12 protein-coding genes and 1 pseudogene are annotated in these 13823 nt (G+C 69.5%); 7 read left to right on the top strand and 6 right to left on the bottom strand.

Features of this window, described 5'->3' with window-relative positions; all coding sequences use genetic code 11:
* Window positions 1-106: 106 nt before the first annotated feature.
* The 7 genes from EQG76_RS23480 to EQG76_RS23450 all read left to right on the top strand — a co-directional run bounded on the left by EQG76_RS23480 (window position 107) and on the right by EQG76_RS23450 (window position 8654).
* Entirely contained in the window at window positions 107-1384 is a 1278-nt protein-coding gene (locus EQG76_RS23480) for a glycosyltransferase family 4 protein (RefSeq protein WP_159716833.1), read from the top strand.
* Window positions 1385-1446: 62 nt separating this feature from the next.
* On the top strand, window positions 1447-2553 hold the full coding sequence (locus EQG76_RS23475) for a glycosyltransferase family 4 protein (protein ID WP_159716830.1): 1107 nt from the start codon (window positions 1447-1449) through the stop codon (window positions 2551-2553).
* Complete coding sequence (locus EQG76_RS23470; RefSeq protein ID WP_159716827.1) at window positions 2550-3104, top strand: histidine phosphatase family protein; 555 nt, start codon at window positions 2550-2552, stop codon at window positions 3102-3104. The genes EQG76_RS23475 and EQG76_RS23470 overlap by 4 nt, the downstream gene beginning before the upstream one ends.
* Window positions 3101-4219 carry a glycosyltransferase family protein gene (locus EQG76_RS23465; RefSeq protein WP_159716824.1) on the top strand — a complete coding sequence of 373 codons (1119 nt, stop codon included), beginning with the start codon at window positions 3101-3103 and terminating at the stop codon, window positions 4217-4219. The genes EQG76_RS23470 and EQG76_RS23465 overlap by 4 nt, the downstream gene beginning before the upstream one ends.
* Window positions 4216-4899, top strand: coding sequence for a polysaccharide deacetylase family protein (locus tag EQG76_RS23460; RefSeq protein WP_159716821.1), 684 nt, complete (start codon window positions 4216-4218; stop codon window positions 4897-4899). The genes EQG76_RS23465 and EQG76_RS23460 overlap by 4 nt, the downstream gene beginning before the upstream one ends.
* Window positions 4896-6767, top strand: a complete 1872-nt coding sequence (locus EQG76_RS23455; protein ID WP_159716818.1) for an ABC transporter ATP-binding protein — start codon at window positions 4896-4898, stop codon at window positions 6765-6767. The genes EQG76_RS23460 and EQG76_RS23455 overlap by 4 nt, the downstream gene beginning before the upstream one ends.
* A 45-nt stretch (window positions 6768-6812) precedes the next feature.
* Window positions 6813-8654 (top strand): ABC transporter substrate-binding protein, encoded by a 1842-nt coding sequence (locus tag EQG76_RS23450; protein WP_159716816.1) that lies wholly within the window; start codon window positions 6813-6815, stop codon window positions 8652-8654.
* Between the two features lie 9 nt (window positions 8655-8663).
* Here the strand turns inward: EQG76_RS23450 and EQG76_RS23445 are convergent, their stop codons facing one another.
* From EQG76_RS23445 to EQG76_RS23420, 6 genes and pseudogenes are all read right to left on the bottom strand, one after another.
* Complete coding sequence (locus EQG76_RS23445) at window positions 8664-9752, bottom strand: ABC transporter ATP-binding protein (protein WP_159716813.1); 1089 nt, start codon at window positions 9750-9752, stop codon at window positions 8664-8666.
* Entirely contained in the window at window positions 9749-10591 is an 843-nt protein-coding gene (locus EQG76_RS23440) for an ABC transporter permease (RefSeq protein ID WP_159716810.1), read from the bottom strand. Before EQG76_RS23440 ends, EQG76_RS23445 begins: the two co-directional genes overlap by 4 nt.
* A gap of 10 nt (window positions 10592-10601) precedes the next feature.
* The gene (locus tag EQG76_RS23435) at window positions 10602-11855 is read right to left on the bottom strand and encodes an ABC transporter permease (RefSeq protein ID WP_159716807.1); all 1254 of its coding nucleotides are present in this window, start codon (window positions 11853-11855) and stop codon (window positions 10602-10604) included.
* A 73-nt stretch (window positions 11856-11928) separates the two neighbouring features.
* Entirely contained in the window at window positions 11929-12972 is a 1044-nt protein-coding gene (locus EQG76_RS23430; RefSeq protein WP_159716804.1) for an ABC transporter substrate-binding protein, read from the bottom strand.
* Between the two features lie 186 nt (window positions 12973-13158).
* Window positions 13159-13488 carry a DMT family transporter gene (locus EQG76_RS23425; protein ID WP_159716801.1) on the bottom strand — a complete coding sequence of 110 codons (330 nt, stop codon included), beginning with the start codon at window positions 13486-13488 and terminating at the stop codon, window positions 13159-13161.
* A gap of 38 nt (window positions 13489-13526) precedes the next feature.
* Window positions 13527-13823: pseudogene (locus tag EQG76_RS23420) on the bottom strand (hypothetical protein); the annotation flags it as partial.

Here is a 13823-nt window from a genome sequence, read left to right as displayed (position 1 = left end):
TGACCGGCCGGCCTTGCCAGCTTGTGTCGGCGAGGCAGCGCAGGCAGGCTCCGCGCGGCCGCGCCCCGGCCGATCCATCCCCAGTTTCGCATGATCGAGACCCGTCCTGCCCAAGATCGCCGTCGTCCTGAAGGGCTGGCCCCGCCTGTCCGAAACCTTCATCGCCCAAGAACTGCTGGGGCTGGAGCAGCGCGGCTTCGAGCTGGCGATTGTGTCGCTGCGCCATCCGACCGATCCTGCGGTCCACGATCTGCACGAGGCGGTCCGGGCGCCGGTGCGGTACCTGCCCGAATATCTGGAGGACGAGCCGGCCCGCGTGGCCGCTGCCGTGCGGGCGGCCACCCGTCTGCCGGGCTATCCCCTGGCGCTGCGCCGCTATCTCGCCGACTACCGGCGCGATTCCACCGAGAACCGGGTGCGCCGCTTCGGTCAGGCCTGCGTGCTGGCGACCGAGCAGGCGCAGGACACTGCATTGCTCTACGCACATTTCCTGCACACGCCTGCCTCGGTCGCGCGCTATGCGGCGCTGATGCGCGACCTGCCGTTCGCCGTGTCGGCCCATGCCAAGGACATTTGGACGACACCCGTGTGGGACAAGGCGGAGAAGCTGGCAGAGGCACGCTTCTGCGCCACCTGCACCGAGGCGGGTGCTCGTCATCTCCAGGCCCTGGCCCCGCAGGGCCGGGTCCATCTGGTCCATCACGGCGTCGATCCCTGCCGGTTCGCCCCGCCAGCCGAGCGGCTGCCGCGCGACGGCAGCGATCCCGGCGACCCGGTGCGGCTGCTCACGATCGCGCGTGCGGTGCCGAAGAAGGGCCTGTTCCTGCTCCTGGACGCCCTGGCCCGGCTCCCCACCGGGCTTCACTGGCAGCTGGAGCATGTGGGCGGCGGGCCGCTCCTGTCGGATCTGGCCACGCGGGCGCACGCGCTGGGTCTGGCCGGGCGCGTGAACTTCGCCGGTCCACAGCCGGCGGCCCGGGTGCGGGAAGCCTACGCCTGTGCCGACCTGTTCGTGCTGCCGGTCCGAGTCGCCGAGGACGGCGATCGCGACGGGCTGCCCAATGTGGTGGTGGAAGCCGCGGCTTGTGGCCTGCCGGTCCTGTCCACCCATGCCGCCTCGGTGGCCGAACTGGTCCGCGACGGGGTGAGCGGCCGGCTCGTGCCGCCGGACGACCCGGCAGCCCTGGCCGCAGCACTCGCCGAGCTGCTGGCCAGGCCCGAGCTGCGCCGGGCATATGGGCGTGCGGCCCGCAGCGACGTAGTCGTCGGGTTTGACTCCAGGCGTGGTATCGAGCGTATTGCGGGGCTACTGGATGCAACGCTGGGCGGGGGAAACTCCAGTACCAGCGACGCCGCCAGTGAGCGCGGAAGGGAACCACGTTGAGGATCGCGTTCTACGCGCCGATGAAGCCCCCAGACCATCCGGTCCCTTCCGGCGATCGGCGCATGAGCCGCGGCTTCATCCGGATCCTGGAGCGTCTCGGCCACGAGGTCCGGGTCGTGTGCCGGCTGCGCAGCTATGACCGCACGGGCGACCAGCTTCACCAGCTCCGCCTGGCCCACACCGCCGCCGGCCTCGCCAACCGCCTGTCCCTGCGCTTGGCACGGGACTGGCTGCCGGACCTCTGGTTCACCTATCACTGCTATCACAAGGCGCCCGACCTGATCGGCCCGACCGTGTCGGAGCGGTTGAGCGTGCCCTATGTGGTGGCCGAGCCCTCCTTTGCCCGGCGGCGCCGCGAAGGCAGCTGGGCGGTCGGCCATGCCGGCTCCATTCGCGCCCTGTCGAGGGCCGACCTGCTCTTGCCGATGACCAAGGTCGACCTGCGCGGCATGCATGCCGCCGGCTCGCGGATCAAGGGCGTGGTGCGCCGCCTGCCGCCCTTCATCGACACGGTGCCGTTCCGCCAGGCGAATGCCCGACGCTTCGCCCATCGCAGCGAGGTGGCCCAGGCCTTCGGACTCGACCCGGGCGCGGTGTGGCTGCTCACCGTAGCGATGATGCGCGACGATGACGCCAAGCGCAGCTCCTATCTCCAGCTGGCCGACGCGCTGTCCCGGCTGACCGCCTGGCCGTGGCAGCTCCTGGTGGTGGGCGACGGCCCGGCGGCACCCAAGATCCGTGCGGCGTTCGCCCAGTTCGAACCGGAGCGTGTCCGGTTCGCGGGCGCGCTGCCCGAAGACCGGCTGCCGCCCGTCTATGCTGCCTCGGACATGTTCGTCTGGCCGGCGCTGAACGAGGCTTATGGTGTGGTGTTCCTGGAGGCGCAGGCGGCCGGGCTGCCGGTAGTGGCCGGGCGCGGCACCGGGGTCGCCGACGTGGTCCTGCATCGCCGCACCGGCCTGCTCGCCACCGGCGGCGATGCCGTCTCATTCGCCAACAGCATGATGATCCTCCTGGACGAGCCCGAGCGCCGCGCTGGCATGGGCCAGGCCGGCATCCGCCATGTCGAGCGGGTCCACAGCGAGGCGGCCGCCGCCCATGCGCTGGACGCAGCACTCGACCTGGCGGTGGCGCGCCGGGTGCGCCGCGAGGAAACCGGCGAGCGGTGACCCTGCTCCTGATCCGGCACGGGCCGACGCGCTGGAACGAGGAGCGGCGCCTGCAGGGTCGCGCGGACATCCCCCTCTCGGAGGCGGGTGCTCGGCAGGTCGCCCACTGGCGGCTGCCCGGGCGCTTTCGCGGCCTGCCGGTCAAGTCCAGCCCGCTCCTGCGCGCGACCGCCACCGCGGCCCTGCTGGGCCTGGCCGCCGCCGTGGAGCCGGACCTAGTGGAGCTCGACTGGGGCGGCTGGGAAGGGCGCTCCCTGGCCGAACTGCGGCTGGGCGATCCGCAGGAAGTGGCCAGGCGCGAGGCGCTGGGCCTGGATTTTCGCGCTCCGGGCGGTGAGTCCTACCGGGAGGCGGCGGTGCGCGTGGCGCCCCATCTGGAGGGGGCCAAGGTCGTGATCGGCCATCGCGGCCTGATGCTGGCAGCACTGGCGGTCCGTACCGGCTGGACGATGCAGGGCCCACCACCGGTCGAGTTCGGCCATGCGGACGCGATCCTGATCGAGAACGGCAGGGTCGGCATCGTACCACTGGCAGTGCCGGCCGCCGCATGAGCGTCCTGATCTGGACCCAGCATCTGCTCGGTACCGGCCATCTGCGCCGGGCACTGGCGGTGGCCGCCGCCCTGGCGCGCCGGGGCGTGGCGACGGTGCTGGCCAGCGGCGGTCCGCCCACGAGGTTCGCCTGCCCCCCAGGGGTGCGCTTCGTCCAGCTCGATCCGGTGAGTGCGGGGGCGGACTTTCGGGACCTGCGGGATGCCGCCGGCCGGGCATGGGGTGAGGCCGGCCGCATGGCGCGGAAAGAGGCGTTCCTGGCACTGGTCCACGAGGTCCGGCCGCACGTCCTGGTCACCGAGCTGTTCCCGTTCGGCCGGCGGACCTTCCGCGACGAACTGCTGCCGGCACTCGACCTAGTCCGCGGCAGCGGCGGCCGGCTGGTCTGCTCGCTGCGCGACGTGCTGGCCGAGAAGGCGCAGCCGGAGAAGTCCGTCGCGATGCGCGACCTGGCGCTGGCCTATTACGACCGGATCCTGGTCCATGGCAATCCGGCCTTTCTGCCGCTGGGCGCCACCTTTCCCCATGCCGACGAGCTGGACCCACTGCTCCGCTATACCGGCTTCGTCCTGGACCGGCCGGTCCGGCCCGCTCCCGTGCGCCGCGGCATCCTGGTGTCGGCGGGGGGCGGGCGGGTCGGCGGCCGGCTGCTCGAGGCCGCCGCCGTCTGCCGGATCGACGGGTCACTGGCCGGCGAGCCCTGGCAGCTCGTGGGCGGCGCTGCACTGAAGGATGCGGAGCGGGGGAGGCTCGCTGCCCTGCGCGGGCGCTCCGGCCGGGTCGACGCCCATCTGGCCGACCTGCCCGAGCGGCTCGCCGCTTGTCGCATATCCGTCTCACAGGCCGGCTACAACACGGTCGCCGAGGCGCTGATGGCGGCGGCACCGATGGTGCTGGTCCCCTATGCCGCCGGTGGCGAGACCGAGCAGCGACGCCGCGCCGCCCGGCTGGCGGAGCTCGGCCGGGCGGTGCTGCTGGACGAGGCCGACCTCACGCCCGGGCAGTTGGCCCTGGCGATCGCGCGCGCCGCCGAGCAGGATGTCGCGATCAGCCAGGCCTGGGCGTTCGACGGTGCCGCGGCCAGTGCCGGGCTGATCCTGGAGCTGCTGCGGTGACCTTCTGGTGGCGTGACGACGATGCGGCGGCGGATGATCCGCGCCTGGAGCGGCTGCTCGCCATCGCCGAAGCGCACGCCGTGCCGATCGCCCTCGCGGTAGTGCCCGAGCGGCTGGAAGCGGCGGCGGTCCGGCGGATCCTGGCCTGCCCGTGGGCGCAGGTGCTCCAGCACGGCCTAGCCCATCAGGACCATCGCAGTCTGGACGGGCGCAAGTGCGAGCTGGTCGACCGTCTGGACCTGGACGGGCGGCTGGTGGCCGCGAGGGTCATGCTGGCCGAGCGGTTCGGGGAGCGGTTCGTCCCGGTCCTGGTGCCGCCCTGGAACCGGATCGAGCCCGGCCTGCGCGCGCGGCTGCCGGAACTAGGCTTCACCGGCCTGTCGACCTTTGCCGGCCGCCGCAGCCCCCCGCCCGTGCCGGGCTTGTGCCAGCGCGACACCCATGTCGACGTGATCCGCTGGAGGGAAGATCGCCGCCACCTGGACGCCGTGGAGATCGTCGCGGCGCTCGATGCGGCGGTAGCACGGCATGCCGGCCCGCTCGGCCTGCTCAGCCATCATCTCGTGACCGACGCCTCCGGCTTCGTGGCTCTCGACCGGGCGATCGGTCTCCTCCAAGATCGGCCGGACGCGACGTTTCGCGCCAGTGACACGCTATTCCGGGGGCCAGCAGCGGCGTGACCACCCCACTGCTCGAGGTCGACGACCTGTTCGTGAGCTTCCTGGCCGACGAGGGGCGGGTGGAGGCGGTGCGCGGCGCATCCTTCGTGGTGCCGCGCCACCAGACCGTGGCGCTGGTGGGCGAGAGCGGCTCCGGCAAGACCGTGATCTCCCAGGCGATCCTGGGCATCCTGCCGGAGCGGGCGCGGATCGAGCGGGGTGCGATGCGCTTCCTGCTCGACGGGAAGATCGTCGACCTGGCCAGCCTCGGCCAGGACAGCGTGCAGCGTCGCGCCCTGCGCGGCCAGCGGATCTCGATGATCTTCCAGGAGCCGATGAGCTCGCTCTCGCCGCTGCACCGGATCGGCAACCAGATCGACGAGGTGCTGACCCTGCACGAGGGGCTGGATGCCAGGGCTGCCCGGGCGCGAACCAAGGAGATGCTGCGCCTGGTGGGCTTCCCCGATTCCGACCGGGCCTATGCCGCCTATCCGTTCGAGCTGTCGGGCGGGCTGCGCCAGCGCGCGGTGATCGCCATGGCGCTGGTGTGCCGTCCGGACCTGGTGATCGCGGACGAGCCCACCACCGCGCTCGACGTGACGGTCCAGGCTCAGGTCCTCAAGCTGCTGAAGGACCTCCAAGCCGAGCTCGGCATGTCGATCCTGTTCATCACCCACGATCTGGGGGTGGTCGCCAACATCGCCGACGACGTGGTCGTGCTCTATCGCGGCAAGGTCGTGGAGCGGGGCTCTACCCGCGAACTGCTGACCCGTCCGCAGCATCCCTATCTCCAGGGCCTGATCGGCGCGGTACCGCGGCTGACCACTGACCGCTCTGTGCGGCTGAAGGGGCTGCGCGCGATCGATGTCGGCCAGGCGCAGGCCCTGCACCGGCCGGCCAGCCGGGGCGGGCCCGCCCGTGGCGCGCCGCTCCTCGAGGTGCAGGGGCTCAACAAGCGCTTTCTGGCCCGCAAGGGCGGGCCGTTCAGCGGCGCCTGGCTGGAGATCGTCGCCGCGGATGATGTCAGCTTCACCATCAACAAGGGCGAGAGCTTCGCCCTTGTCGGCGAGAGCGGCTCGGGCAAGACCACGGTCAGCAAGATGATCATGCGCGGGCTCACCCCCGACAGCGGCAAGATCATCTTCCATGGCGAGCAGGGGGCCATCGACGTCGCCACGCTCGATGCGGCGGCACTGCGCCGGTTTCGCCGCAACGTCCAGTACGTGTTCCAGGACCCCTACAGCTCGCTCGACCCGCGCATGACCGTGCTCGACATCGTGGCCGAGCCGCTGGTGATCCACGGCATCGGCACAGCCAGGGAGCGCGAGGCACGCGCCCGGCAGCTCCTGGAGGCGGTGGGCCTGGACGGCAGCCGCCACCTGCGCCGCTACCCGCACAGCTTTTCCGGCGGGCAGCGCCAGCGCATCGGCATTGCCCGGGCCCTGGCGCTGCAGCCCGACCTGCTCCTGTGCGACGAGCCGGTCTCGGCACTGGACGTCTCGGTGCAGGCCCAGGTCCTGAACCTCCTGCGCGACCTGCAGCAGGCCCTGGACCTGACCTACCTGTTCGTCGCCCACGACCTGGCGGTGGTTCGCTACGTGGCCGACCGGATCGCGGTGATGAGCGGCGGGCGGATCGTCGAGATCGCCACGACCGACCAGTTGTTCGCGAACCCGCGCCATCCTTATACCCGCGCATTGCTGGCCGCCGTGCCCGAGCCGGATCCCGACCGTACGCTGGACCTGGGCGCCCTGCTCGCCGGCGGCTCGGGCCGGCCGTCCGGCTGGCCGTCACCGTTCACCGTGGGCGAGCAGCCGACCCGTCTGATCGAGGTGGAACCGGGCCATCAGGTCCGGATGCTGTCCGAGCAGCCGAAGATCGCCGCCTGAGCGTCATTTGATCAAATCATTGCCGTACCGGGGAGCGCCCCTGCCATGATTACCCGCCGGATCCTGATCGAGACCGCCGCCCTCGCCGCCGGCTGCAGCTTCCTGCCGCGGCGGCGCGCGATCGCGGCCGACGGCGGCCCGCCCGAGGTGCCGCTGGTGGTGGAGGTCGAGCAGCCGGGGCAGCAGGGTGGCACGCTGCGCACGCTGATCGGCCGGGCGCGCGACACGCGGCTGCTCACCATCTACGGCTATGCCCGGCTGGTGGGCTACGACCTGGACTACCGGCTGGTGCCCGACCTCCTGGAGGCGTTCGAGGTCGAAGAAGGGCGGACCTTCACCTTCCACCTGCGCCCGGGCCATCGCTGGTCGGACGGCCATCCGTTCACTTCGGAGGATTTCCGGTTCTACTGGGAGGACGTCGCCAACAACCCGACGCTGATGCCGACCGGGCCGGACGTCCAGATGGTCATGGATGGCGAGCCGCCCGAAGTGAGCTATCCCGACGAGTTGACCGTCCGCTACACCTGGAAGCAGCCCAACCCATTCTTCCTGCCGGCACTCGCGGCGGCGGCACCGATCTATCTCTACCGGCCGGCCCATTACCTGAAGCCGTTCCACGAGAAATACGCCAAGTCCGACGAGCTCGCCCAGCAGATCGCCAAGACCAAGTCGCGCGACTGGGGCGACCTGTTCGGCCGCAAGGACCGCATCAGCAAGATCGACAATCCGGAGATGCCGGACGTGCAGCCCTGGGTGCTGCAGACCCCGCCGCCGTCGGAGCGCTTCGTCGCGGTGCGCAACCGGTATTTCCACCGGGTCGATCAGAACGGCGTGCAGCTGCCCTACATCGACCAAGTGGTGATGGACGTGGTCGACAGCAAGTTGATCCCGATCAAGACCGGGGCAGGGGAGACCGACCTGCAGGCGCGCGGCCTGTTCTTCAAGGACTACACCTTCCTGAAGGAGAGCGAGCAGCGCAACGGTCTGGTGACCCGGCTGTGGAAGCAGGCGAGTGGCGCACATCTGGCGCTGTTCCCGAACCTGCATGCCGCCGACCCGGTCTGGCGGGCGATGTTCCGTGAGGTGCGCTTCCGCAAGGCGCTGGCCATTGGGATCGACCGCGAGGCGATCAACCAGTTCCTGTTCTTCGGCCTGGCGGTGCCGTCCAACAACACGGTGATGCCGGAAAGCCCGCTCTGGCGCGACGAGCTCGGCACGGCCAATACCGGTTTCGATACCGGCAAGGCGAACGAGCTGCTCGACCAGCTCGGGCTGAAGATGGGGCCGGCCGGCTTCCGCAAGCTCCCCGACGGCCGTGACCTGCGCCTGGTGGTCGAGACCGCAGGCGAGGACAGTGAGCAGAGCGACGTCCTGGAATTAGTCGCGACCAATTGGCGGGAGATCGGCTTCGGCATCGACGTTAAGCCTTCCCAGCGGGACGTGCTGCGCAACCGGGTCTTCTCGGGCGAAGCGCTCATGACGATCTGGTACGGCGTGGAGAACGGCATCCCCCAGCCGGACTACCCGCCGGTCGAGTTCGTGCCCACGGCGCAGGACCAGGCGCAGTGGCCGAAATGGGGTCAATACATGGAGACCAAGGGCATGGCCGGGGAGAAGCCGGATCTGCCCGAGGCTAAGGCTTTGATGAAGCTGTTCGAGGACTGGCGCTTTGCCGAGGACGAACAGGCCCAGGCGGCGATCTGGCTGCAGATCCTGGAGAACCATGCCGCCAATGTCTGGACGATCGGCTTGGTCGGCGGCGTGTTGCAGCCGGTGGCCACCCGGCCGGGCCTGATGAACCTGCCGGCGGAAGGCATCTACAACTGGGAACCGGGCGCCCATTTCGGGATCTACCGGCCGGACAGCTGGTGGCTGAAGCAGGCCTGATTCGGCGGCCTAGCTGAACACCAGCCCGTCCTCCTCGCGCCAGCCGACCAGGATCTCCGCGCCGATCGCCGGGCGCTCGGGGAACTGGTCGACCGGCTTGCGCACAATCATCCGCTGTCCGCCGCCAATGTCGACCTGTGCGCGCAGGTGATCACCCAGATAGGTGACGTCGGTGATCCGGCCGCGCAACCGGTTGGCGAGCAGCTCGGCAGGCCGGCCGATCGCGAGCCGTTCCGGCCGGACGGCGAGCGTCACCTGGGCGGTGGGGAGGGCGCGGTTGTGGGGCAGGGCTGCCATGGCCTCCGCACCGGAAGCGAGCGTGATCCGGCAGCGGCCGTCCGCGGCGCTGCCGTCGGCCCGGCCGGCCAGCAGGTTGTTCTCACCGATGAAGCCCGCCACGAAGGTACTGGCAGGGCGCTCGTACAGTTCCTCCGGGGCCGCGATCTGCGCGATCCTGCCATCCTGGAAGATCGCGATCCGGTCGGACATGGCCAGCGCCTCGGACTGGTCGTGGGTCACGTAGACGACCGTCACCCCGAGCTCGCGGTGGATCTGCCGGATCTCGTCCTGCATGTGCTCACGCAGTGCCTTGTCCAGGGCGCCCAGCGGCTCGTCCATCAGCACGAGATCCGGCTCGAACACGAGTGCCCGGGCGAGCGCCACGCGCTGCTGCTGGCCGCCCGACAGTTCGGAGGGGCGGCGGTGCTCCATGCCTTCCAGACGCACCATGTGGACGAACTTCTCGACCCTGGCCGCGATCGTCGCCCGGTCGTCGCCACGCATCTTCAACGGATAGGCCAGGTTCTGCGCGACGCTCATGTGCGGGAACAGAGCGTAGTTCTGGAACACCACGCCGATACCGCGCCGGTGCGGCGGCAGGTGCTCGATCGGCACGCCCTTCATCAGGATGTGCCCACGGGTCGGCGTCTCGAAACCGGCCAGCATCATCAGGGTCGTGGTCTTGCCCGAGCCCGAGGCGCCGAGCAGGGTCAGGAACTCGCCGTGCCGGACGCCGAGGTCGAGGTCGTGGATGACCAGGTGCCGACCATCATAGGACTTCTGCACGCCCGCGAACTCGACGATGTTGCCGCGCGTCATTCGCCGGTCTCCGCCATGGCCCTGCCGAGCCGCCCGCCCAGGTTCCGGGTGTTCTTCTTCATCAGGACGACGGAAACGATCAGGGTCATCGCCGCGATCACCATGAGGAACGTCGCCATTGCCAGGATCGACGGCTCGATATTGTCCCGCAGCCCCTCGAACATCTTGAGCGGCAGGGTGCGCTGGGCGGGCCCGGCCAGGAACAGGGTCACCACCACCTCGTCGAAGGAGGTCATGAAGGCGAACAGCGCGCCGGCCACGATGCCCGGCGTGATCACCGGCACTACGATGGTGAGGAAGGCTTTGGTCGGCGAGGCGCCCAGGCTCGCGGCCGCGCGCAGGAGGCTCATGTCGAAGCCCTGCAGCGTGGCGGTCACCGTGATCAGGACGAAGGGGGCCGCCAGCACGGTATGGGCCACGATCACGCCCGCCATGGTCGAGGTCAGGCCGAGCCAGGCCAGCAGGAAATACATGCCGAGCCCGCTGATCACCGGCGGGACGATCATCGGTGCGATTAGGAAGCCCAGCACGGCCGTGGGCATCGGCAGGTCGCGGCGCGCGAAGGCATAGGCCGCCAGCGTGCCGAGCACGGTCGCGGCGATCGTCGCCACCGTGCCGACGATCAGGCTGTTCTTCAGGGTCGCGAGCCAGGGGCCGTCCAGGAAGACCGTCTCGTACCACCGCAGGGAAAGGCCCGGCAGCGGATAGGACAGGAAGCTGCCCGCACTGAATGAGAGCGGCACCACGGCGGCGAGGGGAGCCAGCAGGAACAGCACCATCGCGGCACCGAACAGATGGCGCAGCGTGCGCGCGAGAGCGATCTGGTGGCGGTACTGCATGGTCCTGCGCTCACTTCAGTCCGGCGAGCTGCCGGATGCCGACCATGCGGGCGGCGAGCAGATAGAGGACGACCACGCAGGCCAGCAGCACCATGCCCAGCGCCGAGGCCATGCCCCAGTTGATCGTCGTGTTGGCGAAGAAGGCGATGAAGTAGCCGACCATCTGGTCGCCAGCACTCGCGACCAGGGAGGGCGTGATGTAGTAGCCCACGGTCACGATGAAGGTCAGGAGCGCGCCGGCGCCCACGCCCGGCAGGGTCATCGGCAGATAGACGTGCAGGAAGCCGCGCAGCGGATGGGCGCCCAGCGAGGCCGACGCCTTCATGAAATGCGGCGGGATGCCCTTCATGGTGGCGTAGAGCGGCAGCACCATGAAGGGCAGCATCATGTGCACCATCACGATGTAGAGACCCGTGGTGTTGAAGATCAGCTCGAGCGGTGCATGGATCAGGCCCAGCCGGGCGAGCAGCGAGTTGACCAGCCCCTCCTTCTGCAGGAGCACGATCCAGGCCGAGGTGCGCGCCAGGAGCGAGGTCCAGAATGGCAGCATCACCGCGATCATCAGGATCACGGCAAAGGGGCCGGACGCGGTCGCCATTAGGTTGGCCAGCGGAAAGCCCAGGAGCAGGCAGATCAGGGTGACCACGGCAGCAATGCGTAAGGTGCGCAGGAGGATGTCGACATAGGTGCGCTGGTCTTCTGGGGCCAGCACGACGTCGCCCCGGTCGTCCTGGCGCAGGTCGAGCGCCGCCAGGATGTAGTAGGGCGTGTAGGACGGCGTGGCCCGCTTCATAGCATGCCAGTAGGCGGGCTCGCCCCAGCGCTCATCGAGTGCGACCAGTGCTGCGCGCATCGCTGAAGGCTCGGCCGGCTCGATCGAATCGATCTTGCGGGCACTGCTCGAGATCAGGGTGCGAAAGCCGCTGATCTCGTAGTTCAGCCGGCGCGCCGCTTCGGCGGTCGCCCGCTTGGGCGCGTCCGCGAGTTCGCGTGCGAAGGTCGCGAACACCGGGTCCGGCGGCAACCCCTCGCCGCCGTCCCAGCCGGACAAGGCGGACGCGGTCTCGGGGAAGGCCTCGATCAGCTCGGGATTCTCGAAGGCCCGGTAGAGCACCAGGCCGATGGGCAGCATGAAGGCCAGCAGCACGTAGAGGAACAGTGGTGCCACCAGGAGCAGCGACACCAGCCGACGGCGCTGGCCCGAGCGATGCCAGGCCCGCCGCAGTTCCGCCGCTTCGGCGCCATGCGCAACAGCAACCGCCATGCTCTCCGATCCCGATGCCGTGCCCGACCACGCGAACTGGCACGATCACGCGGTCCGGCCTGCCGACTGGAGGTTACTGCGCGACCCAGGCGGCGAAGCGCTCCGACAGGTCCTCGTTGTGGTCGATCCAGAAGTCGGCGTCGAAGCGGACCGAATTCTTGAGATTGTCCGGCGCAGACGGCAGCCGCGCCAGGACCTCGGGCGGCAGTTCCTCCATGGCCTTCGTGTTGCTCACCCCGTAGGGGATGGTCTTGGCGAACTCGACCTGAGGCTCCTTGGTCATCATGAAGTCGACCAGGTCGATCGCCTGCTCGAGGTTGGGCGAATCCTTCATGATCGCCCAGAACTCCACCGAGTTGATCTGGCCGTCCCACGAGACCTGGAAGTTCTTGCCCTCGTCCTGGGCATTGCTGACCCGGCCGTTATAGGCCGCGGTCATCACGATATCCCCGGAGGAAAGCCACTCCTGCGGCTGGGCGCCGCTTTCCCACCACTGGATGTGCGGCTTCAATTCATCGAGCTTGGCGAACGCCCGGTCCTGGCCCTCCTCCGTGGCGATGACGTCGTAGACGTCCTGCGGCGGCACGCCGTCGGCCATCAGGGCGACCTCGAGCGTGAGCTTTGCGGTCTTGCGCAGGCCCCGCTTGCCCGGCCATTTCTCGACGTTCCAGAAGTCGGCCCAGGTCTTCGGCCCGTCCTGGATCTTGTCGCCGTCATAGGTCAGGATGAGGGCCCAGCTCAGCGCGCCGACTGCGCAGTCCTTGAACAGGGACGGGTCGATGTCGGCGGCGTTGGGGCGGGTCGACCAGTCGATCTCCTCGAGCAGGCCGGCCTCGCAGGCCATGGTCACCTCGTCGTCTTCCATCTGCATCACGTCCCAGACGATGTTGCCGGCCTCCACCATGGCCTTCTGCTTGGCCAGGCCGCCATTCGTCGTGTCTTCGAGGATGGTGATGCCCTTTTCGGCCGCGTAGGGGGCGAAGTAGGCCTTGCGGAACGCATCCTGGATGGCGCCGCCGAAGCCCACCGCCGTCAGGTCGCGCGCATCGGCCGCTGCCGACCAGCCGATGACGGCGGCGACCCCTGCAAACAGCACGCCCTTGCTCGAAATCCTCATCGATACCGCTCCCCACTCGACAGCATGGCGCTTCTGCGGCGCCGTCATCCCGGATTGTATCCTGCGGCGGGTCCGAACACCCCTTGTGGAACCTTCAACAGTTTTCGAAGTGAGGGCAACCCTCGCATGGCGGTCCGCGGCCGTGCCTTCTTCCGGGTGCTTCTGGTGCCAAGCTCGGGCAAGGGCTCAGTGCCGGACACTCTCTGAGAACAGGTTCACCACCAGGACGCCGGCCACGATCAGGCCAAGCCCGATCAGCGCGGGCAGGTCGAGCGGCTGGCGGAACCAGATCCAGCTCACCGCGGTGATCAGGACGATCCCGACGCCCGACCAGATCGCGTAGACCACGCCGGTCGGGAAGCTGCGCATCGCCAGGGACAGGAACAGGAACGCCACGGCATAACCGGCCAGCGTGACGAGGCTCGGCCAGAGCCTGGTGAAGGTGTCGGATGCCTTCAGCGCGGAGGTCGCGATCACTTCGGCGACGATGGCGATGGTGAGATAGAGCCAGGGCAAGTCAGGCGGTCGCCGGCAAGGGGACGTTCCGGCCGGGCTCAGCCGGCCAGCACCGTCGCCACCAGTTCGTGCAGTTCCTCCTCGGTAAACAGCCGGCAGTTCGCCTGGAGCATGGGCAGGTTCTCCGGGCCGAGCGTGGTGGCATAGATCGCCTCGGTCTGCTCCGGCCCGAGCCCGACATCGGCGAGGTCACGGCCGATCTCGACCTCGTCGAGCAATCGGTCGTAGCTGGCGACCAGATCGTCCGGCAGCACCCCCAGGGCCGCCGCGACCTCGGCATGCTGGCGTGGCGCCGCCTCCTGGTTGGCTTCCAGGGCAGCGCCGAGCGCCAGCGC

Source organism: Geminicoccus flavidas (genome assembly GCF_009806515.1).
In the GTDB taxonomy this organism is placed as follows: domain Bacteria; phylum Pseudomonadota; class Alphaproteobacteria; order Geminicoccales; family Geminicoccaceae; genus Geminicoccus; species Geminicoccus flavidus.
This window is presented reverse-complemented; position numbering and strand designations above follow the sequence as displayed.